Below are 18,727 nucleotides of genomic sequence, written 5' to 3' on the forward strand. Positions count from 1 at the left end.
CGTCTACCATGCTGCACGTCTACACGCGTAACACCCCCCAGTGGCACGTCGGTCGTGCATCTCCCTCCCCTCCCAGGAGCACCCACCCATGTCCCTGAAACCCCCACCGGCCCGCGGCCGTCACCGCGCCCTGGCCGCGGGCTGCTCGCTCGCCCTGGCCGGCACCGCGCTCTCCCTCACCGGCGGCGGCGCCGTGCAGGCGGCCTCCGCCGACATCGTCATCAGCCAGGTCTACGGCGGCGGCGGGAACTCCGGATCCCCGTACACCCACGACTTCGTCGAGCTGTACAACCGCGGGACCGGCCCGGTGTCCGTGACCGGCTGGACCGTCCAGTACGCCTCCGCCACCGGCTCCTCGTGGACGAGGACCACGCTGTCGGGCACCATCGCCCCCGGCGCGTACTACCTGGTGCAGCAGGCCGCCGGCACCGGCAGCGGCTCGGCGCTGCCCGCCGCCGACGCCACCGGCAGCACCGCGATGAGCGCCACGACGGGCAAGGTCGCCCTCGTCACCGGCGGCACGGCGCTGACCTGCAGCACCGGCTGCGCCTCCAGGAGCGGGGTGAAGGACTTCGTCGGCTACGGCAGCAGCGCCTCCTCCTCGGAGACCTCCCCGACCGCCACCCTGTCCGCCACCACCGCCGCGGTGCGCGCCGCGGGCGGCGCCACGGACACCGACAACAACGCGGCCGACTTCTCGGCGTCCGCCCCGACCCCGCGCAACTCCAGCCACAGCGGCGGCGGTGGCGGTGGCGGCGGCACCCGCATCCGCGACGTCCAGGGCGCCCGCCACGTCTCGGCGCTGGCCGGGAAGAGCGTCACCGACGTGCCCGGCGTGGTCACCGCGGTGGGCGCTGCCGGCTTCTGGATGCAGGATGCCGCCCCGGACTCCGACCCGGCGACCAGCGAGGGCATCTACGTCCACGCCGGTTCGGCGCCCGGCGTCTCGGTCGCCGACTCGGTGAAGGTGTCCGGCACGGTCACCGAGTACCGTTCCGGAGGCAGCGCCTCGACCTCCCTGACCCTCACCGAGATCACCTCCCCGGCGGTGACGGTCCTCGCGTCCGGCGCCGCCCTGCCCGCCGCGACGGTGGTCGGCTCCGGCGGCCGGGTCCCGCCGGGCGCCGTGATCGACGACGACGCCACCGGCGACGTGGAGACCTCCGGCACCTTCCAGCCCGCCACGGACGGCATCGACTTCTGGGAGTCGCTGGAGGGCATGCGGGTCCGGATCGACGGCGCCGCGGTCGTCGGGCCCCGCTCCTCCTACGGCGAGGTCCCGGTCGTCCCGCAGGGCAGCGGCACCCGCAGCGCCCGCGGCGGCATCGTGGTGCAGTCCGGCGACCACAACCCCGAGCGGGTGATCCTGGACGACGTCCTGGCGCCCACCCCGACGGTGGACGTCGGCGACACCCTGACCGGCTCCACGGTCGGCGTCCTCGACTACGGGTACGGCAACTTCAAGCTCCTGCCCACCGCCACCCCCTCGGTGACCAGAGGCGGGATCACCGCCGAGACCACCGCGGCACCCTCCGCGGACCAGCTGTCCGCCGCCACGTTCAACGTGGAGAACCTGGACCCGTCCGACCCGCAGGCCACCTTCGACGCGCTCGCCCGGACGATCGTGAACAACCTCAAGGCCCCCGACCTGGTGGCCCTCGAGGAGATCCAGGACAACAGCGGCCCCACCGACGACGGCACCGTGGCGGCCGACCGCACCATGGCCAAGCTGACCGCCGCGATCAGCGCCGCCGGCGGGCCGGGCTACTCCTACCGCCAGATCAACCCGGCGAACAACCAGGACGGCGGCCAGACCGGCGGCAACATCCGCCAGGTCTTCCTGTACCGCACGGACCGCGGCCTGGCCTTCACCGACCGCCCCGGAGCGACGGCGACCACGGCCACCTCGGTGACCGGCACCGGCGGCGTGCCGGCGCTGACGTACTCCCCGGGCCGCGTCGACCCGTCGAACTCGGCGTTCTCCGGCAGCCGCAAGCCGCTGGCCGGCGAGTTCACCTGGAAGGGCAAGCCGGTCTTCGTCATCGCCAACCACTTCAACTCCAAGGGCGGCGACGACCCGCTGTTCGGCCGCAAGCAGCCGCCGACCCGCTCCAGCGAGACCCAGCGGCACGCCCAGGCCGCCGCAGTGGACGCCTTCGTCGACCGGATCCTGGCCGTCGACGCCAACGCGCGGGTGATCGTCCTCGGCGACATCAACGACTTCGAGTTCTCGCGCACCGCCGACATCCTGACGGCCGGCGGATCCCTGGTGGACCTGCCCCGCACGCTCCCCGCGGCGGAGCGCTACACCTACGTCTACGAGGGCAACTCCCAGGTGCTGGACCACATCCTGATCTCGCCGTCCCTGGCCTCGACGGCGTACGCGTACGACATCGTGCACGTCAACAGCGAGTTCGCCGTCCAGATGAGCGACCACGACCCGCAGGTCGTGCGCATCCCGCTGCCCTGACCCCGGACGGGCGGGGCGCGTCCTCCCGGGCGCGTCCCGCACCCGCCCGTCCCGCACCTCTCCTGCTGTTCACGCTGTCCATCACTCACGAGGAGAAAACGATGCGCATTCGGAACAGTGAGGCAACAGCCCGGTCACCGCGTGCGGCCCGGCCCGTCCCGGGAGTGTCCCGGCGCACCCTGCTGGCCGGCCTGGGCACCGGTCTCGGCATGTCCCTGGCGGGCCTGGCGGGCCCGGCCGCGCGGGCGTTCGCCGCGACGCCGAAGGACGCCCGCTGGTGCAACCCGGCCCTGGGGCACTTCCCCTCCGGCGGGCACTACGGGGCGCCGCGCGGCAGTTACCCCCACGCCGGGCAGGACATCACGAACTCGGTGGGCACCGCGGTCTACGCGGCGGCCGCCGGAACGGTGGTCCGGCGGGGCACGGGCGTGCTCACGGGCCGCACCGGCTACGGCCTCGTCATCGCGCACGGCAACGGGCAGTACACCTACTACGGGCACCTCAGCGTGTTCCGGGTCGCCCTGAACGCCACGGTCGCCGCCGGGCAGCGCATCGCCGACATGGGGGCCACGGGCAACGTCACCGGGCCGCACCTGCACTTCGAGACCCACTCGGGCGGGCTGGGCTCCACCGTCGACCCGGTCGCCTTCATGGCCGCCCGCGGTGTCGACCTGGGCGGCGGCTGGCCGCGCATCGACCCGGGGGCGAACGGCGAGACCGTGAAGGTGGTCCAGTACCTGATGAAGCAGCACGGGTACGCGCTGGAGACCGACGGGTACTACGGACCGGTGTCGTCCGACGCGGTCAAGAGGTTCCAGGCGTCGCGCGGCCTGGTCGCCGACGGGCAGGTCGGCCCGGCGACGTGGCCGAAACTGGTCTACACGCTCCGGCAGGGCAGCAGTGGCTCGCACGTGCGGGCCCTGCAGGTCGCGCTCAACAAGCGCAGCGCCGGACTGGTGGTCGACGGCGGCTTCGGCTCGGTGACCTACACGGCGGTGCGGAACTTCCAGAGCGTCAACCGGCTCCTGGTGGACGGCGAGGCCGGCCCGGTCACCTGGGAGGCACTGGTCGGCTGACGACCCGTACGGGCCCCCACGGCGGACTCCCGGCGCACGTTGCCGGGGAGTGCCCGCCGTGGGGGCCCGTGCGCGGCGTCAGGTGTGGGGGAAGGCGCTGCGTCTTATGCCGGCCACGAAGGCGCTCCAGGCCAGGGCGGGGACGGTCAGGACCGGCCCCGCCGGATTCTTGCTGTCGCGGAGGGCGACGACCCCCGTTATGTTCCGTGCGACCTCTATGCACTCCCCCGTGGCTCCGCTGTAGCTGCTCTTGCGGAACTCGAACCCCGTTGGGTCGGTCACCTACATCTCCTCGGTCAGATCGCTTATCAGGGTGCGGGACTCGTCCGGCGACAGCGCGGACCTGCACACGTTGTCGAACAGCCCCCGATGACGCTCCGCGTCCTCCTCGCTCTCCAACCACAGTGTGGTGCCGGCGGTCTCCACGTAGACCACGTCCAGCGAGGTCGGCTCGTCGAACCCCACGATGACGAACGGCCCGGTCATCGAGGCGTGCGCCCCCGCGCTGAACGGCAGGACCTGGAGGGTGACGTTGGGCATGGCGGAGGCTTCCACCAGGCGCTGGAGCTGGAATCGCATCGTGGTCCGGCCGCCCACCTGCTGGCGCAGCGCGGCCTCGCAGACGACGGCGTGCAGTTGCAGGGGGTTCTCGCGGGTCAGCCGGGCCTGCCGTGCCAGCCGGGCCTGGACGAAGTGCTCGACCTCGTCGGCGTCCTGCCACACGTCGTCGGCGGAGGCGACGGCCCGCGCGTACTGGGCGGTCTGGAGCAGGCCGGGGACCAGGTGGTTCTGGTAGGTGCGGATCGTGGACGCGCCGTCCTCGAGCTGGATGTACTCGACGAGGTCGCCCAGGGCCGAGTACTCCTTCCACCAGCCCGAGGCGCGGCGGCGCTGGCGGTCCGCGTGGGCCAGGGCGAGGAACCGGTTGCGCAGGGGGCTGTTGCGCGCGACCCCGTACAGGTCGCACAGGGTGTGCAGGTCGGGCTCCCGCACGGGGGAGACGCCCCGCTCGATCTTGGCGATCTTGGTCTGGGTGGCGGTCAGGGCGGCCGCGGCCTGGGGCTGCGACAGGCCGCTGGTGTCCCTGAGCCGGTGCAGTTCGCCCCCCAGCTTCCGGCCGAGGACGGTTGACATGCGCCCCGCGGGCGCTTGGCGGTGTGGCATGGGTGTGAACCTCCCTGACGAGCGGCCACAGTCTGTAGCCGTTCGTGTGTGCTGCGCAAGCGAGGCCCTGGCATCTCACTCCCGGGAATGAATTCCCGGGAGCGGTGTGCGAATCGGGGCGGGCGGAGCGCTCCGGGGGCGCGGGGGCGGGGTGCGCCGTACGGGTTGCCGACAGTCGTGTCGATAACGTGCCCTATGATGCCGACAGGAGTGTCGTCAAGGTTCGGCAAAGTGCTGCCCGCGCCGGTACCGCCGTGCCGCGTGCGGACCCGCCGTCCCCCGCCCACCCCGTGTCCTGTGCCCCCCGTATCCGGGAGTCCCCCGTGTTCCTCGCACTACGCGACCTGCGGTTCGCCCGCGGCCGCTTCGCCCTCATGGGAGCCGTGGTCGCGCTGATCGCCGTCCTGGGCGTGCTGCTGTCCGGCCTCGCCTCGGGTCTGGCCGACGCCGGCATCTCCGGCCTGCGCGCCCTGCCCAACACCCACATGGCCTTCGACGCCAAGGCCACCAGCGAGCAGTTCTCCCGCTCCACGGTCGAGAAGGAGGACTGGCGGGCGTGGGCCGCGGCACCCGGCGTCGAGGAGGCCGTGCCGTTCGGCAACACCCTGGCGAACGCCGTGGTCACCGAGGGCCGGAAGAAGGGCGCCGACGTCAACCTCGCCGTCTTCGGCATGCCCTCCGACTCCTACCTCGCCCCCGAGCCCACCGAGGGCAAGGGGATCGCGGCCGGCAGCAACGGCATCGTCATCAGCCGGGAGATCGCCGACGAGGGCGTGGAGGTCGGCGACGAGCTCACCGTCGACAAGAGCGACATCCGGCTGACCGTCGTCGGCACCGTCGACGAGACCGCCTCCTACGGCCACATCGGCGTCGTCTACGCCGACCTGGAGACCTGGCGCCACCTGCACTACGGCCTCCCCGGCGAACTGCCCGCCTCCGCCCGCGACCAGGCCACCGCCGTCGCCCTGAAGCTGGCCCCCGGGGCCGACACCGCCGCCGTCGAGAAGGCCACCGGCACCCGCGCCGACGACAAGGAGGCCACCTACGGGGCCTCGCCCGGCTACACCGCCGAGTCCAGCACCATGGCGCTGATCCAGGGCTTCCTCTACGCCATCTCCGCCCTCGTCGTCGGCGCGTTCTTCACCGTCTGGACGGTCCAGCGCAAGGCCGAGATCGCCCTGCTGAAGGCCCTCGGCGCCTCCACCGGCTACGTCCTCAAGGACGCCATGGCCCAGGTCGTCACCGTCCTGGTCGTGTCGACCGCCGCGGGCACCGGGGTCGGCCTGGCCCTGGGCAGCGCCATGATCGGCAAGGCCCCCTTCTCCCTCACCGCCGCCGCCGTGGGCACCTCCTCCGGCCTGCTGATCGTCCTGGGCGTGATCGGCGCCGTCGTCGCCGTCCGCCGCATCACCGCCGTCGACCCCCTCACCGCGCTGGGAGCCAACCGATGACCACCCCCGCCACCACCGCCGCCGACGGCCGGGAGGGAACCGGCCGGGAGCAGTCCGGCCTGCGGCTGACCGGCGTCACCCTCGTCCTGGGCGACGGGGACACCGCCGTCACGGCCCTGGACGGCGTCGACCTGACGGTGCGGCCCGGCGAGTTCGTCGCCGTCGTCGGCCCCTCCGGCTCCGGCAAGTCCAGCCTGCTCGCCGTCGCCGGCGGCCTCCAGCGCCCCACCTCCGGGACCGTGCACGTCGACGACACGGAGCTGACCGCGCTGAACGAGCGCGGACGCACCGCCGCCCGCCGCCGCCACATCGGCTACGTCTTCCAGCAGTCCAACCTGCTGGCCTCCCTCACCGTGCGCGAGCAGCTCCTGCTGCCCCTGCACATCGACGGACGCCTCGACGCCGCCGCCCGCAAGCGCGCCGACGAGCTGATCGCCGCGGTGGACCTCACCCACCGCGCCGGCGCCCGGCCGCACCAGCTCTCCGGCGGCGAGCGCCAGCGGGCCGGCCTCGCCCGCGCCCTGATGGCCTCCCCGTCCGTGCTGCTCGTGGACGAGCCCACCTCCGCCCTGGACCGGGCCCGCGCGGCCGAGGCGGTGCGGCTGCTCGCCGAGCAGACCCACGCGCAGTCCACCGCCACCGTCATGGTCACCCACGACACGGCGACCCTGGACGCGGCCGACCGCGTCCACGAGATGATGGACGGCAGGCTGACCCGCGCCTGACCCGGTCGGCCGCCCCGGCGGTCCGGGCCGGCCCCCGCGGCCGGCCCGGACCGCCCGTACCGACCCGACCAGTCAGCAGGAGTCCGCCCGGCATGCCGAAGATCACCGCCGCCACCGTCGCCGAACACCACGCCCAGCGGCGCCGGGCGCTGATCGACGCGGCCGTGGACATCCTGGTCGCCGAGGGCGCCTCCGCGGTGACCCCCGCGGCGGTCGGCGCCCGGGCGGGCCTGGCCCGCTCCAGCGTCTACCAGTACTTCGACTCCACCGCGGCCCTGCTGGCCACCGTCGTCGAGGAGGCGTTCCCCCGTGCGAACGCCGCCCTGGCCGAGGCCATGGAGGGCGCGGCCGGCCCGGGGGAACGCCTGGACGCCTACATCACCACCACCGTCCGGCTGGCGGCCGAGGGCGCCCACCGGCCCGCCGCGGCCCTGATGGCCGCCGACCTCCACCCCGCCTGCCGCGAGAGGATCGTGGAACTGCACCTGGAGCAGGTGGCGCCGTTGACGGAGGCCGTCCGCGACCTGGGCGTCCCCGACCCCGACCTCAGCGCCGGCCTGGTCGGGGGAGTGGTGCAGGCGGCGATGGCGGCCGCCGAGGGCGGCGCCGACCCCGGGGCGGTCACCGCCCGGGCGCTCGACCTGGTCCACCGGGGCCTGGACGCGCAGAGGACGCAGAAGGCGCCGGACGGCCGGTGACCCCGGAGCCCCGGAGTCCCGGGCCCGCCGGGCGTTCCCGGGCCCGTCCGGTGCCTCTCCCGCGCGGCCTCCGGGTCCCTTCCGCGTGCCTTCCGTGTGCTCCCGGTTCCCCTCCGGCGCCTCTCCGGCGCCCTTCCGCGAGCCGGCGCCCGGCGCCGCCGACTGTAGGAATCCCACAGGGTCTCGGTGACGGCGCTGTGGAAGGCCGGTTCTTCCTCCCGCCGTCCGGACCGATAGCTTTCGGGAGGAAGAGTCGACAACAGAGAAGGGTGCTCCCTTGAGCCGCTCGGTACTGGTCACCGGAGGAAACCGGGGAATCGGCCTCGCCATCGCGCGCGCCTTCGCCGAGAGCGGCGAGAAGGTCGCCGTCACCTACCGTTCCGGCGAGCCCCCTCAGGAGCTGACCGACCTGGGCTGCCTGGCGGTCAGGTGCGACATCACCGACCCCGAGCAGGTGGAGCAGGCCTACAAGGAGATCGAGGAGAAGCACGGTCCGGTGGAGGTGCTGGTGGCCAACGCCGGCGTCACCAAGGACCAGCTCCTCCTGCGGATGTCCGAGGAGGACTTCACCTCCGTGGTGGACACCAACCTCACCGGCACCTTCCGCGTCGTCAAGCGGGCCTCCCGGGGGATGCTGCGCGCCCGCAAGGGCCGCGTCGTGCTGATCTCCTCGGTGGTCGGCCTGATGGGCTCGGCCGGGCAGGCCAACTACGCCGCCTCCAAGGCCGGTCTCGTCGGCTTCGCACGCAGCCTCGCCCGCGAGCTCGGCTCGCGCAACATCACGATCAACGTCGTCGCCCCCGGTTTCGTCGACACCGACATGACCAGGGCGCTGGGCGAGGAGCGCAGGGCCGAGATCGCCGGGCAGATCCCGCTCGCCCGCTACGCGGAGCCGGCGGAGATCGCCGCCTCGGTCCGCTTCCTCGCGTCCGACGACGCCGCATACATCACCGGAGCCGTCATTCCCGTCGACGGCGGATTGGGCATGGGTCACTGATCACCATGAGCGGACTTCTCAACGGCAAGCGGATCCTCGTCACGGGCGTCCTCCTCGAGTCCTCCATCGCCTTCCACACCGCCAGGCTGGCGCAGGAGCAGGGCGCGGAGGTCGTGCTCACCGGCTTCGGCCGGCTCAGCCTGGTCGAGCGCATCTCCAACCGGCTGCCCAAGCCGGCCCCGGTGATCGAGCTGGACGTGCAGAACCAGGAGCACCTGGACACCCTCGCCGACCGGGTGCGCGAGCACGTCCCCGGCCTCGACGGCGTCGTCCACTCCATCGGCTTCGCCCCGCAGGACGCCCTCGGCGGCAACTTCCTCAACACCGGCTGGGACTCCGTGGCCACCGCCGTGCAGGTCTCGGCGTACTCGCTGAAGTCCCTGACCATGGCCTGCCTGCCCCTCATGGAGAACGGCGGCTCGGTGGTCGGCATGGACTTCGACGCGCAGGTCGCCTGGCCGCAGTACGACTGGATGGGCGTGGCCAAGGCGGCGCTGGAGTCCACCTCCCGCTACCTCGCCCGCGACCTGGGCCCGCGCGACATCCGGGTCAACCTGGTCTCGGCCGGCCCCCTCAAGTCGATGGCGGCCAAGTCCATCCCCGGCTTCGAGGAGCTGGCCGGCGTGTGGGAGACCCGCGCCCCGCTGAAGTGGGACCTCACCGACCCCGAGCCGGCCGGCCGCGGTGTCGTCGCGCTGCTGTCGGACTGGTTCCCCAAGACGACCGGCGAGATCGTGCACGTCGACGGAGGCCTGCACGCCATCGGCGCCTGAACCCGACGGGCCCGCGGCCCCGTCCGTGCCGTTCCCGCGGCGCGGACGGGGCCGCGGCGCGTTCCGGGCACGACGGGGGCCGGGGGAGCGGCCGGGTGCGGCCGGGGTCAGGCCGGGGGAGCGGCGGTGCGGCAGGGCGCGGAGTGGGAGCCGGCCTCGGCGGCGGCCAGGTCCGCGTCCCCCGCGGCGATCGCCTCGACCAGCCGGGCGTGGTCGACGTGCTCCTCCGGCCGCAGTTCCTGCCCCACGTCCAGGCGCAGGAACGCCCGCAGCACCTCGCCCAGGTCCGCGTACAGCGCGGTCATCACGTCGTTGTGCGAGGCGGCCACGACGGCCATGTGCAAGGTGGCGTCGGCCTCGACGAACGCCTCCGCGTCGCCCGACCCCCACGCGTGCTCGCGCCGCTCCAGCAGCGTCCGCAGGTGGTTCACGTCCCGCTCGGTGCGGCGCAGCGCGGCGGTGCGTGCCGCCGCCGCCTCCAGGGCGCTGCGCAGTTCCTGCACGTGCCGCGGGTCGGCGTCGGCGAACCGGCGGTGCATGACCCCGGCCAGCTCGCTGGTGGCCAGCACGTAGGTGCCCGAGCCCTGCCGGATGTCCAGCAGGCCGTTGTGGGCGAGGGCGCGCACGGCCTCCCGCACGGTGTTGCGGGCCACCCCCAGCTGCTCGACCAGTTCGGACTCGGTGGGGATGCGGGATCCCACGGGCCACTCGCCCGAGGCGATCTGGGCGCGCAGCTGGGCGATCACCTGGTCGGCGAGGGGGGAGCGCCGGGGCGAGGTCAGGGTCATGGTCTGGTTTCTCCCGAGCGGAGCGGGCCGGTCACGGCCCCATCATCCTGTACGGCCGTCACGGGGAGTGAGGTGTCCGTACATTCATCCTATGATTCTATGATGGGCTCATGCGTGACGACCAGGTGCCGACACCGACCGCGGAACCCACCGGAGCAGGCCCCGTCGACGCGGATCCCGCCGAAGCGGACCCCGCCACCAGGGATCCCCGGGCCCGCCGACCCGGTAGGCGCATCCCGGCCTCGCGCGCCGCCGCCGGGGGAGCGCTCGCCACGGCAGGACTGCTGCTCGCCTCGCTGAACCTTCGTCCCGCCATCACCAGTCTCGGCTCCCTGCTGGAGGAGGTGCGCGTCGGGCTGGGCCTGAGCGGCACGGTCGCCGGTCTGCTCACCTCGCTGCCCGCCCTGTGCTTCGCCGCCTTCGGTCTGGCCGCGCCCCGGATGGCGCGCCGCTGGGGGCCCGCGGTGGTCGTCGCCTCGGGGACGGCCCTGATCACCGCCGGGCTCGTGCTGCGCCCCCTGGCGGACAGCACCGCGCCCTTCCTGCTGGCCAGCGCCGTCACGCTCGCCGGCATAGCGCTGAGCAACATCATGATGCCGGTGGTGGTCAAGCGGTACTTCCCCGAACGGGTCGGGTCGATGACCGGCCTCTACTCCATGGGCCTGTCGGCAGGCACGGCGCTCGCCGCGGGCCTCACCGTCCCCGTCGCCGAGGCGTTCGGCGGCAACTGGCGGGCGGGTCTGTGGGTGTGGGCGGTCCCGGCCCTGGCCGCCGCGCTGCTGTGGCCGGCGATCGCCCGGGCCGACCGCGCCGGCCGCATCGGCCGCACCGGAGGGGAGGGCCGCCCCGGTGCCGGGACGGGCCGCGACGGTGGGACCGCCCGCGACGGCGGGACGGACGCGGCGCCGGCCGCCGCACCGCTGCGCATCACCCGGAGCCGCACCGCCTGGGGCCTGGCAGCCTTCATGGGGCTGCAGTCCACCGCGGCCTACGTCACCATGGGCTGGCTGCCCCAGATCTTCCGGGACGCGGGCACCTCCGCCGCCACCGCCGGCCTCCTCCTCGCCTGCGTCATGACGGTGAGCGTCCCGATGGCCTTCGTCCTGCCGGCCCTGGCCGCCCGTTCGAGCAGCCAGGGCCGGTTCGCCGTCGTCCTGGGGCTGTGCGGGCTCTCCGGGTACGCGGGCCTGTGGACCGCTCCCGCGGCCGCGCCGTGGCTGTGGGCCCTCCTGCTGGGACTGTCCAACTCCGCCTTCCCGCTCGCCCTGACGATGATCGGGATGCGTGCGCGCAGCTCCGCAGGCGTCGTCCGGCTCTCCGCCTTCGCCCAGAGCACCGGCTACCTCATCTCCTTCCCCGGGCCGATCCTGATCGGCGCCCTCTACCAGCGCACCGGCGGGTGGGACCTGCCGATCGCCCTGATGGCGGCGCTTATGGTCCCGCAGATCGGCGCCGGCCTGCTCGCCGGGCGCAATCGCCACGTCGAGGACGAGGCCCTACCCCGGGGAGGGGCGTGAGGGGACGGGTGCGAGACTGGTTCCATGCCAGTCCTCGAACCGAATCCCCAGGGCGGCGGCAAGAAGCTGCTCGCCGTGTTCGGCGTCATGGTCGGGATCACCGTGGTGATCGCGATCATCGCGAGCGTCGCGGCGAAGCTCGGCTGACCGCTCCCGGCCCCGCGGCCCACGGCCCGGGTCCCGCGCCCAGGGTTCCGCGCCCCGGGTCCTGCGACCCGGGCAGGCTCCGGGAAACCTCGGTGCCGCCCGGCGCGGGCACCGGGCAAGTCCGGCGAGCCGTCCCCCTGATGCTCCGGCCGTTCCGAACCGGCACCACCCCGCGCCCGGCCGCGGATTTTCTGCAAAGCTGAGAGTCATGAGCGTCGAAACGCCCCGAAGGATCGTCCTCCTCCGGCACGCGAAGGCCGACTGGCCCGATGTGTCCGACCACGACAGGCCGTTGGCCGACCGAGGCCGCAGGGACGCCCCCGTCGCCGGACGCTGGCTCGCCGGGACGGGAATCCATCCCGAACTGACCTTGTGCTCCACCTCCGAACGCACCCGCGAGACCTGGAAGCTCGTCGCGCACGAGCTGCCTCACCGCCCCCGGACCGTCTACGAGGAGCGGCTGTACGAGGCCACCCTCGGAGACCTCCTGGCACTGATCAACGAGACGCCGGACGACGTCGCCGACCTGATGATCGTCGGGCACAACCCCGGCATGCTCGCGCTGGCCGACGCGCTCTCGGGCGAGGCCGAGGCCGACCTGCTGCCGCGCCTGCGCAGGGGCGGCTTCCCGACCGCGGCCGTCGCGGTGGTCACCTTCAACGGTTCCTGGAAGTCGGTCGAGCACGGCGTCGGCCGCCTGGTCGCCCACTGGACCCCCAAGGACTGACACCCGGCCGGCGGACGGCCGGCGGTGAACGCGGCGGATGCCGGTGCGCGAGGGACACGCACCGGCATCCGCCGTCGTGCGGGCAGGGGAACGGGCGCGTCCTTCAGGCGCTCCGGTGCCCCGCCGCTCCGGTGCCCCGTCGCCCAGGAGACCCGCTGCCCGGGAGACCCGCTGCCCGGGAGACCCGCTGCCGCGATCCGCTTGTGACCGGCCGGCCACAGGGCTGTCCCGATCCCGTTCCGCCGCGGGTCCGTCCGGAACACGCTGGCTAGTCTGGTCCGGCTCGAAGGGACCGACCGAACGGGCGTCCGGAACGTGCGGGCGCCGCAGAAGGATGGGGGAGGACACCGTGGCCGGAGACGGACTGCCGCGCAGACAGGCCGTGGCGATGCTCGGCAAGGGGCTGGGGCTCGCACTGCTGGGGGCCGCCGCGTGGGGGTGCGGGCCGGAGGAGCAGCCGGCCCCCGGCCCGGGACGGGAGGCAGGCAAGGACAAGGGCAAGGAGGGGGACACCTTCACCACCCCGCCGCCTGGCACCGCCCCCGAGGCCCTGTGGCGGACCGGCACGGCGAACGACGGCCTGGCCGGCATCTGGACGCTCGCCGTGGCCGGCAGCACGGTCCTGGTGTCGGGGGACCCTCTCGTCGGGCGTGACATCGCCACCGGTGAGGAGGTGTGGTCGCGCGAGGGGGTGGCCGTCCCCGGCGCCGCGCTGCTCGTCGGCGGCGGGACCCTCTACCTTGCCAGCGCCGAGTACGACGGGGACGTCGTGGGCCTGGACCCCGCCACGGGCAGGGAGACCTGGCGCAGCCGCCTGGGTAAGAAGTACGACCAGCCCCGCCCGATCGCCGCGGACGACGGTCACGTGTACGTCCTCGCCGGAATCCTGGAGGAGGACTTCTCCACGCCGAACAACGTGATCGCGGCGATCGCGACCGGAACCGGCAAGGTCGTCTGGCGCGAGCAGCGCGACGCCGGAACGGACGAGAGCGGCGTCACCGCGGCGGTCGCCGGCAACCGCATCGTCTACACCGATTTCCGGGAGAACCTCACCGTCCGCGACACCGCGACCGGGCGGCAGGTGTGGACGAAGAAGATCGGCCGGTCCAACAACCGCAGGCTCGCGGTCCACGACGGCCTGGTGATCCTCGCCGACGGACGGCGGCTGCGCGCGTTCGACCTGGCCGGGGGCGGGGAACGCTGGTCCCTCGCCACGGACGGGTTCAGCGTGTTCAGCGATCCGGCGGTCCTGGACGGGGTCCTCTACGCGGCCGACAGCGGGCGCAGCCTGTGGGCGGTGGACCCGGCGACGGGAAAGAAGATCTGGCGCAACGAGGACCTCGAGGACGCCGCGGCCCCCTGGCAGTTCGCCAAGGTCGGCGACACCCTCTACGGGGCGACGGAGTTCGACGAGGACGGCGGCGTCCACGCCTTCGACGCCGACGGCGGGAAGCTGCGCTGGACGTACAACGACGGCACCGGCGACCTCCAGAAGTGGCACCTGGTTGCCTCGGGGAAGCGGTTGGCGGCCCTGCACGGGAAGCGGATGACCGGCCTGCCGGCCGTGTGACCCGGCCCGCCGCCGCGCAGCCGTGCGGCGGCCCCACCGCCGTGCGGAGAGCGGCAGGGCCGGGAGGCGAGGTCAGGAGGCGGAGCCAGGGGCCCGGGCGCGGGGCCGGGAGGCCGGGCGGAGGACGGGGCGGCGGGCCGTCCTCCGCAGCCGGAAGCGCGGCCGGAAGCGTCCGGGAGCGCCGAGCCCGCCTCCTGCGCGCCCGCCCCCTGCGCGCCGGCTTCCTACGCGCCCGCCTCCCTGGCCTGCGCCTCCTCGGCCCGGATCTCCTCGGTCTCGATCTCCTCGACCTCTTCGCGGGTGATGCCCAGCAGGTAGAGGACGGTGTCGAGGAAGGGCACGTTCACCGCGGTGTCGGCGGCCTCCCGCACCAGCGGCTTGGCGTTGAAGGCCACGCCCAGCCCGGCCGCGTTGAGCATGTCCAGGTCGTTGGCGCCGTCGCCGACCGCCACCGTCTGCGACAGCGGCACCCCGGCCTCGGCGGCGAACTGCCGCAGCAGACGGGCCTTGCCGGCCCGGTCCACGACCGCACCGGTGACCCGGCCGGTCAGCCGGCCGTCGACGATCTCCAGGGTGTTGGCGGAGGCGAAGTCCAGGCCCAGGCGCTCGCACAGGTCGTCGGTGACCTGCGTGAAACCGCCGGAGACCACCCCCACCTGGTAGCCGAGCCGCTTGAGGGTCCGCACCAGGGTGCGCGCGCCCGGCGTCAGCCGGACCTCGGCGCGCACCTTGTCCACGACGGATGCGTCCAGCCCCGCCAGCAGCGCGACCCGGGCGTGCAGCGACTGCTCGAAGTCCAGCTCGCCGCGCATCGCGGCGGCGGTCACCTCGGCCACCTTGTCCTCGCAGCCCGCGTGGGCGGCGAACAGCTCGATGACCTCGTCCTGGATCAGGGTGGAGTCCACGTCCATGACGACCAGCCGCTGGGCGCGGCGGTGCAGCCCTGCCGAGACCACGGCCACGTCGACCCGGCGTGCGGCGGCCTCGGTGGCCAGCGCGGTGCGCAGCGGCTCGGTGGGCACCCCGGAGACGGCGAACTCCACCGCGGTCACGGGATACTTGGCCAGGCGGTGAATACGGTCGATGTTGCCGCCCGCCCCGGTGATGGTGGCGGTTATGGCGGCTGCGGACTCCGCGGTCAGCGGGTGCCCCAGGACCGTGACGATCGAGCGGCCCATCCCGCGGGGCCGGTTGTCACCGGTGCCCGAGAGGATCTCGGCCTGCATCTTCATGGACTCGGCCCAGGAGTGGACCGTGGCGCGCAGGGCGCCCTCTGCGGAACCGCCGGCCGGTGCGGTGACCAGGGCGCACAGCACGATGCGGCCGCGGGTCACCACCTGCTCGATGTCGACGACGTCCACGCCGTAGGAGGCGAGGGTCTCGAAGAGACCGGCCGTGATACCGGGGCGGTCCCTGCCGAATATCTTGACCAGCAGGGTGGGGGCGTCGTCGGCGGGAACGGCGGTCGGCACGCGGCCTGGCTGCATGTCGTTCATGGTGGCTCCACGGTATAGGGCGCACCTGAACCGGCCGTTAACAGGTCCGCCACTCGGACACGGCCGACGGTCCGCCCGCCGTACTGCGCCGGATGCTCCTGCCTGCCATGGTCGCGGACGGCGCCCGCGGCGGCATCCGGGACGGGGTCCCGGCACCGGTCCCGATCCCGGTCCCGGCCGGAGCCCCCGGGGGCCGCGGTGGAGGGGGAAGGAGGGGCGGGCGGCCGGAAGTCCCCCGGGGTGCCTCGGGTTTCCGGTCGGACTGCCGATCCTGGAATAGTGCCTCCCGATGTTCGCCATCCCTAGACTCCCCCTCCATGGGGGATTACTCGGGGGACAACCTTGTGGGGCATGGAGTGCCGGAACTCGTAGTCGAATTGAACGGACAAACCTGGGCACTTGACCCGTCCAGGTCCTTCGCGCTCGGCCGCGACCCGCAGTCGGACCTCGTGTTCGACGACGCGCGGGTCTCGTGGCGCCACGCGACGATCAGCTTCAACGGGCGTGCGTGGGTCCTCGAGGACCACGGAAGCACGAACGGCACGTACGTACGGGGGCAGCAGGTCCTGCAGACGGAAGTCGGCCCGGGGACGGACGTCCGCCTGGGCAACCCCGCCGACGGGCCGAGGCTCGCCTTCGGCGCGCCGGCCGGGCAGGCGGAGGCGGGGAACGCGCACCGGGGAGGGATTCCCGCGCAGGCACAGGCGACCGACCGGGCCCGGACGCCCGAGCAGGCACCGGCCCAGGCGTTCCGGGGCGGCGGCGAGGGGCACCCCGGGGCGCACGAGGCGCAGGACTTCCGGGTCCCCCCGCAGCCCGACCAGTACCAGCACGAGCAGTACCAGCAGCAGGGACAGCACCAGCAGCAGGGGCAGTACGAGCAGTACGCGCAGTACGAGCAGCAGGGCGGCCACCGGCCGCAACCGCAGCACGCGCACCGGCCGCAGGGCGTGCCGCCGCAGGCGCACGGTCCCGGTCCGGCGGAGAGGCCCGTACAGAAGGGCGGCGGCGCGTCCTCCGTCCACGGCGCCCCGCCGGCCCACGGGGGCGACCGCAGCCCCACGACCTTCCACCAGCTCGCCGTCGGCCGCGTGATGCGGATCGGCCGCGCCCTGGAGAACGAGCTGGTCGTCTCCGACCTGCAGGTCTCGCGGCACCACGCCGAGTTCCACGCCCACCCCGACGGCCGCTTCGAGATCGTCGACCTGGGCAGCCACAACGGCACCTACGTCAACGGCCAGCCGGTCCAGCGGCACATCCTGGGGCCGGACGACATCGTCGGCGTCGGCCACTCCACCTTCCGCCTGGTCGGCGACCGGCTGGAGGAGTTCGTCGACACCGGCGAGGTCTCCTTCTCCGCCCGCCGCCTGACCGTGAAGGTCAAGCAGGGCGGCGCCGACAAGGTCATCCTCAACGACGTCTCCTTCGGCGTCCCCGAGAAGTCCCTGGTCGCCGTCATCGGCCCCTCCGGCTCCGGCAAGTCCACGCTGCTGCGCGCGCTGACCGGCTACCGCCCGGCCGACCACGGCGAGGTGCTCTACGACAACCGCAACCTGTACAAGCAGTTCGCCGAGCTGCGCCAGCGCATCGGCCTGGTGCCGCAGGACGACATCCTGCACGCGCAGCTGACCGTGCGCACCGCCCTGCGCTACGCCGCCAAGCTGCGCTTCCCCGGCGACACCGCCGAGGCCGAGCGCAACTCCCGCATCGAGGAGGTGCTGCGCGAGCTGAAGCTGGACATCCACGCCGACAAGCGCATCACCTCCCTCTCCGGCGGCCAGCGCAAGCGCGTCTCGGTGGCCCTGGAGCTGCTGACCAAGCCGTCGCTGATCTTCCTGGACGAGCCGACCTCCGGCCTCGACCCGGGCATGGACCGCGACGTGATGCAGCTCCTGCGCGGCCTGGCCGACGACGGCCGCACCGTGCTGGTGGTGACCCACTCGGTCGCCGAGCTGGCGCTGTGCGACCGGCTGCTGGTGATGGCCCCGGGCGGCTCGGTGGCCTACTTCGGCCCGCCGTCCGAGGCGCTGAACTTCTTCGGCTACGAGTCGTGGGCCGACGTCTTCCAGGCGTTCGAGAACTACCGCGACTACGACTGGTCGGGCCGCTGGCGAGGCTCGCAGCACTACCAGACGTACGCCGCGGACCTGGAGAACGCCCCTCCGCAGGCGGCCCCGGAGCAGGTGCAGCCCACCCGCCCGCCCAAGCCGCAGAGCTGGGGCTCGCAGCTGTGGACGCTGATCCGGCGCTACCTGTCGGTGATCGCCTCCGACCCCGGTTTCATCGTCCTGATGTTCGCCCTGCCCGTGGTGCTCGGCATCGTCAGCATGGTCATCCCGACCGAGTACGGGCTGGCGGCGCCGCCGCTGCGCAAGTTCAACAGCAACGCCGGCGTGATCATCCTGATCCTCGCGATCGGCGCGTGCTTCTCGGGCGCCGCCAACTCCGTCCGCGAGCTGATCAAGGAGCGGGTGATCTACGAGCGGGAACGGGCCACCGGCCTGTCCCGGTCCGCGTACCTGATGTCCAAGGTCATCGTGCTCGGCGTGATCACCGCCCTGCAGGGCGTCGTCATCTGCGCCCTCGGCTTCGCGATCCGCGAGCTGCCCGCCCGCGGGCTGCTGCTGCGGGAGTACCCGGCGGTCGAGATGACCATGGGCATCTCCATGCTGGGCATCACCTCGATGATGATCGGCCTGATCATCTCGGCCCTGGTCAGGACCGCCGAGAAGACCATGCCGCTGCTGGTGATGTTCGCCATCGTGCAGGTGGTCTTCACCGGCGTGCTGTTCCAGATCTTCGACACCCCCGGCCTCGAGCAGTTCGCCTGGCTGATGCCCTCGCGCTGGGGCGTCGCCGCGGTGGGCGCCACGCTGGACCTGGGCAACGTCATGCCGCCGTGGGACCGCGACAACCCCACCAACGTCGACCCTCTGTGGGACGCCACGCTCGGCCAGTGGGGCTTCAACATGGCGGTGCTGCTCGTCATGTCCGTCGTCTGCGGCTTCGTGGTGCAGCGCCTGCTGCGCCGTCACGAGCCGGAGGTCATGCGCGAGCGCTGACCCGCGGCAGCGGCCGCGGTCCCGGCCGCGGTCCCGGTCGTGAACGCGCCGAGGGCGCCGTCCCCT

General features: G+C 73.4%; 16 protein-coding genes. 12 read left to right on the forward strand and 4 right to left on the reverse strand.

The window, feature by feature from the left end; translation table 11 throughout:
- The first annotated feature begins 88 nt into the window (after window positions 1–88).
- On the forward strand, window positions 89–2,470 hold the full coding sequence (locus GQS52_RS22020; protein ID WP_182315074.1) for a lamin tail domain-containing protein: 2,382 nt from the start codon (window positions 89–91) through the stop codon (window positions 2,468–2,470).
- Between the two features lie 209 nt (window positions 2,471–2,679).
- The gene (locus tag GQS52_RS22025) at window positions 2,680–3,546 is read left to right on the forward strand and encodes a peptidoglycan-binding protein (protein WP_182316634.1); all 867 of its coding nucleotides are present in this window, start codon (window positions 2,680–2,682) and stop codon (window positions 3,544–3,546) included.
- A 78-nt stretch (window positions 3,547–3,624) separates the two neighbouring features.
- Here the strand turns inward: GQS52_RS22025 and GQS52_RS22030 are convergent, their stop codons facing one another.
- Window positions 3,625–3,828 carry a DUF397 domain-containing protein gene (locus GQS52_RS22030; protein WP_182315075.1) on the reverse strand — a complete coding sequence of 68 codons (204 nt, stop codon included), beginning with the start codon at window positions 3,826–3,828 and terminating at the stop codon, window positions 3,625–3,627.
- Window positions 3,829–4,680 (reverse strand): helix-turn-helix transcriptional regulator, encoded by an 852-nt coding sequence (locus GQS52_RS22035; protein ID WP_259370906.1) that lies wholly within the window; start codon window positions 4,678–4,680, stop codon window positions 3,829–3,831.
- Window positions 4,681–5,033: 353 nt separating this feature from the next.
- Here GQS52_RS22035 and GQS52_RS22040 point away from each other — a divergent pair, with 353 nt between their 5' ends.
- From GQS52_RS22040 to fabI, 5 genes are all read left to right on the forward strand, one after another.
- Window positions 5,034–6,161 carry an ABC transporter permease gene (locus GQS52_RS22040; RefSeq protein ID WP_182315077.1) on the forward strand — a complete coding sequence of 376 codons (1,128 nt, stop codon included), beginning with the start codon at window positions 5,034–5,036 and terminating at the stop codon, window positions 6,159–6,161.
- Window positions 6,158–6,886 carry an ABC transporter ATP-binding protein gene (locus GQS52_RS22045; protein WP_182315078.1) on the forward strand — a complete coding sequence of 243 codons (729 nt, stop codon included), beginning with the start codon at window positions 6,158–6,160 and terminating at the stop codon, window positions 6,884–6,886. The genes GQS52_RS22040 and GQS52_RS22045 overlap by 4 nt, the downstream gene beginning before the upstream one ends.
- 92 nt (window positions 6,887–6,978) lie before the next feature.
- On the forward strand, window positions 6,979–7,584 hold the full coding sequence (locus tag GQS52_RS22050; protein WP_182315079.1) for a TetR/AcrR family transcriptional regulator: 606 nt from the start codon (window positions 6,979–6,981) through the stop codon (window positions 7,582–7,584).
- A gap of 277 nt (window positions 7,585–7,861) precedes the next feature.
- Complete coding sequence (gene fabG, locus GQS52_RS22055; protein ID WP_182315080.1) at window positions 7,862–8,581, forward strand: 3-oxoacyl-[acyl-carrier-protein] reductase; 720 nt, start codon at window positions 7,862–7,864, stop codon at window positions 8,579–8,581.
- A gap of 5 nt (window positions 8,582–8,586) precedes the next feature.
- Entirely contained in the window at window positions 8,587–9,354 is a 768-nt protein-coding gene (fabI, locus tag GQS52_RS22060) for an enoyl-ACP reductase FabI (protein WP_182315081.1), read from the forward strand.
- Window positions 9,355–9,461: 107 nt separating this feature from the next.
- Here the strand turns inward: fabI and GQS52_RS22065 are convergent, their stop codons facing one another.
- Window positions 9,462–10,142 carry an FCD domain-containing protein gene (locus GQS52_RS22065; RefSeq protein WP_182315082.1) on the reverse strand — a complete coding sequence of 227 codons (681 nt, stop codon included), beginning with the start codon at window positions 10,140–10,142 and terminating at the stop codon, window positions 9,462–9,464.
- Window positions 10,143–10,252: 110 nt separating this feature from the next.
- Here GQS52_RS22065 and GQS52_RS22070 point away from each other — a divergent pair, with 110 nt between their 5' ends.
- The 4 genes from GQS52_RS22070 to GQS52_RS22080 all read left to right on the forward strand — a co-directional run bounded on the left by GQS52_RS22070 (window position 10,253) and on the right by GQS52_RS22080 (window position 14,103).
- Window positions 10,253–11,659: an MFS transporter gene (locus GQS52_RS22070; RefSeq protein ID WP_182315083.1), complete on the forward strand. Its 1,407-nt coding sequence runs from the start codon at window positions 10,253–10,255 to the stop codon at window positions 11,657–11,659.
- 24 nt (window positions 11,660–11,683) lie between these two features.
- Window positions 11,684–11,806: an SGM_5486 family transporter-associated protein gene (locus GQS52_RS27980; RefSeq protein ID WP_259370907.1), complete on the forward strand. Its 123-nt coding sequence runs from the start codon at window positions 11,684–11,686 to the stop codon at window positions 11,804–11,806.
- Between the two features lie 208 nt (window positions 11,807–12,014).
- Window positions 12,015–12,533, forward strand: a complete 519-nt coding sequence (locus tag GQS52_RS22075; protein WP_182315084.1) for a histidine phosphatase family protein — start codon at window positions 12,015–12,017, stop codon at window positions 12,531–12,533.
- A 334-nt stretch (window positions 12,534–12,867) separates the two neighbouring features.
- The gene (locus tag GQS52_RS22080; RefSeq protein WP_259370908.1) at window positions 12,868–14,103 is read left to right on the forward strand and encodes a PQQ-binding-like beta-propeller repeat protein; all 1,236 of its coding nucleotides are present in this window, start codon (window positions 12,868–12,870) and stop codon (window positions 14,101–14,103) included.
- A 224-nt stretch (window positions 14,104–14,327) separates the two neighbouring features.
- Here GQS52_RS22080 and serB read toward each other — a convergent pair whose 3' ends face one another.
- Window positions 14,328–15,599, reverse strand: a complete 1,272-nt coding sequence (gene serB / locus GQS52_RS22085) for a phosphoserine phosphatase SerB (RefSeq protein ID WP_182315085.1) — start codon at window positions 15,597–15,599, stop codon at window positions 14,328–14,330.
- Window positions 15,600–15,916: 317 nt separating this feature from the next.
- Here serB and GQS52_RS22090 point away from each other — a divergent pair, with 317 nt between their 5' ends.
- Window positions 15,917–18,661: an FHA domain-containing protein gene (locus GQS52_RS22090; protein ID WP_182315086.1), complete on the forward strand. Its 2,745-nt coding sequence runs from the start codon at window positions 15,917–15,919 to the stop codon at window positions 18,659–18,661.
- The last annotated feature ends 66 nt before the right edge of the window (window positions 18,662–18,727 follow it).

The sequence above is a fragment of the Streptomyces sp. SCUT-3 genome, assembly GCF_014083985.1.
In the GTDB taxonomy this organism is placed as follows: domain Bacteria; phylum Actinomycetota; class Actinomycetes; order Streptomycetales; family Streptomycetaceae; genus Streptomyces_H; species Streptomyces_H thermolineatus.

Excerpts from the sequence above, each read along its gene's own strand:
- GQS52_RS22025 (WP_182316634.1), top strand. The coding sequence starts at position 2,680 with ATGTCCCTGGCGGGCCTGGCGGGCCCGGCCGCGCGGGCGTTCGCCGCG.
- GQS52_RS22075 (WP_182315084.1), top strand. The coding sequence starts at position 12,015 with ATGAGCGTCGAAACGCCCCGAAGGATCGTCCTCCTCCGGCACGCGAAG.
- GQS52_RS22050 (WP_182315079.1), top strand. The coding sequence starts at position 6,979 with ATGCCGAAGATCACCGCCGCCACCGTCGCCGAACACCACGCCCAGCGG.
- GQS52_RS22070 (WP_182315083.1), top strand. The coding sequence starts at position 10,253 with ATGCGTGACGACCAGGTGCCGACACCGACCGCGGAACCCACCGGAGCA.
- GQS52_RS22065 (WP_182315082.1), bottom strand. The coding sequence starts at position 10,142 with ATGACCCTGACCTCGCCCCGGCGCTCCCCCCTCGCCGACCAGGTGATC.
- GQS52_RS27980 (WP_259370907.1), top strand. The coding sequence starts at position 11,684 with ATGCCAGTCCTCGAACCGAATCCCCAGGGCGGCGGCAAGAAGCTGCTC.
- GQS52_RS22020 (WP_182315074.1), top strand. The coding sequence starts at position 89 with ATGTCCCTGAAACCCCCACCGGCCCGCGGCCGTCACCGCGCCCTGGCC.
- fabI (WP_182315081.1), top strand. The coding sequence starts at position 8,587 with ATGAGCGGACTTCTCAACGGCAAGCGGATCCTCGTCACGGGCGTCCTC.
- serB (WP_182315085.1), bottom strand. The coding sequence starts at position 15,599 with ATGAACGACATGCAGCCAGGCCGCGTGCCGACCGCCGTTCCCGCCGAC.
- GQS52_RS22090 (WP_182315086.1), top strand. The coding sequence starts at position 15,917 with ATGGGGGATTACTCGGGGGACAACCTTGTGGGGCATGGAGTGCCGGAA.
- GQS52_RS22035 (WP_259370906.1), bottom strand. The coding sequence starts at position 4,680 with ATGTCAACCGTCCTCGGCCGGAAGCTGGGGGGCGAACTGCACCGGCTC.
- GQS52_RS22080 (WP_259370908.1), top strand. The coding sequence starts at position 12,868 with ATGGGGGAGGACACCGTGGCCGGAGACGGACTGCCGCGCAGACAGGCC.
- GQS52_RS22045 (WP_182315078.1), top strand. The coding sequence starts at position 6,158 with ATGACCACCCCCGCCACCACCGCCGCCGACGGCCGGGAGGGAACCGGC.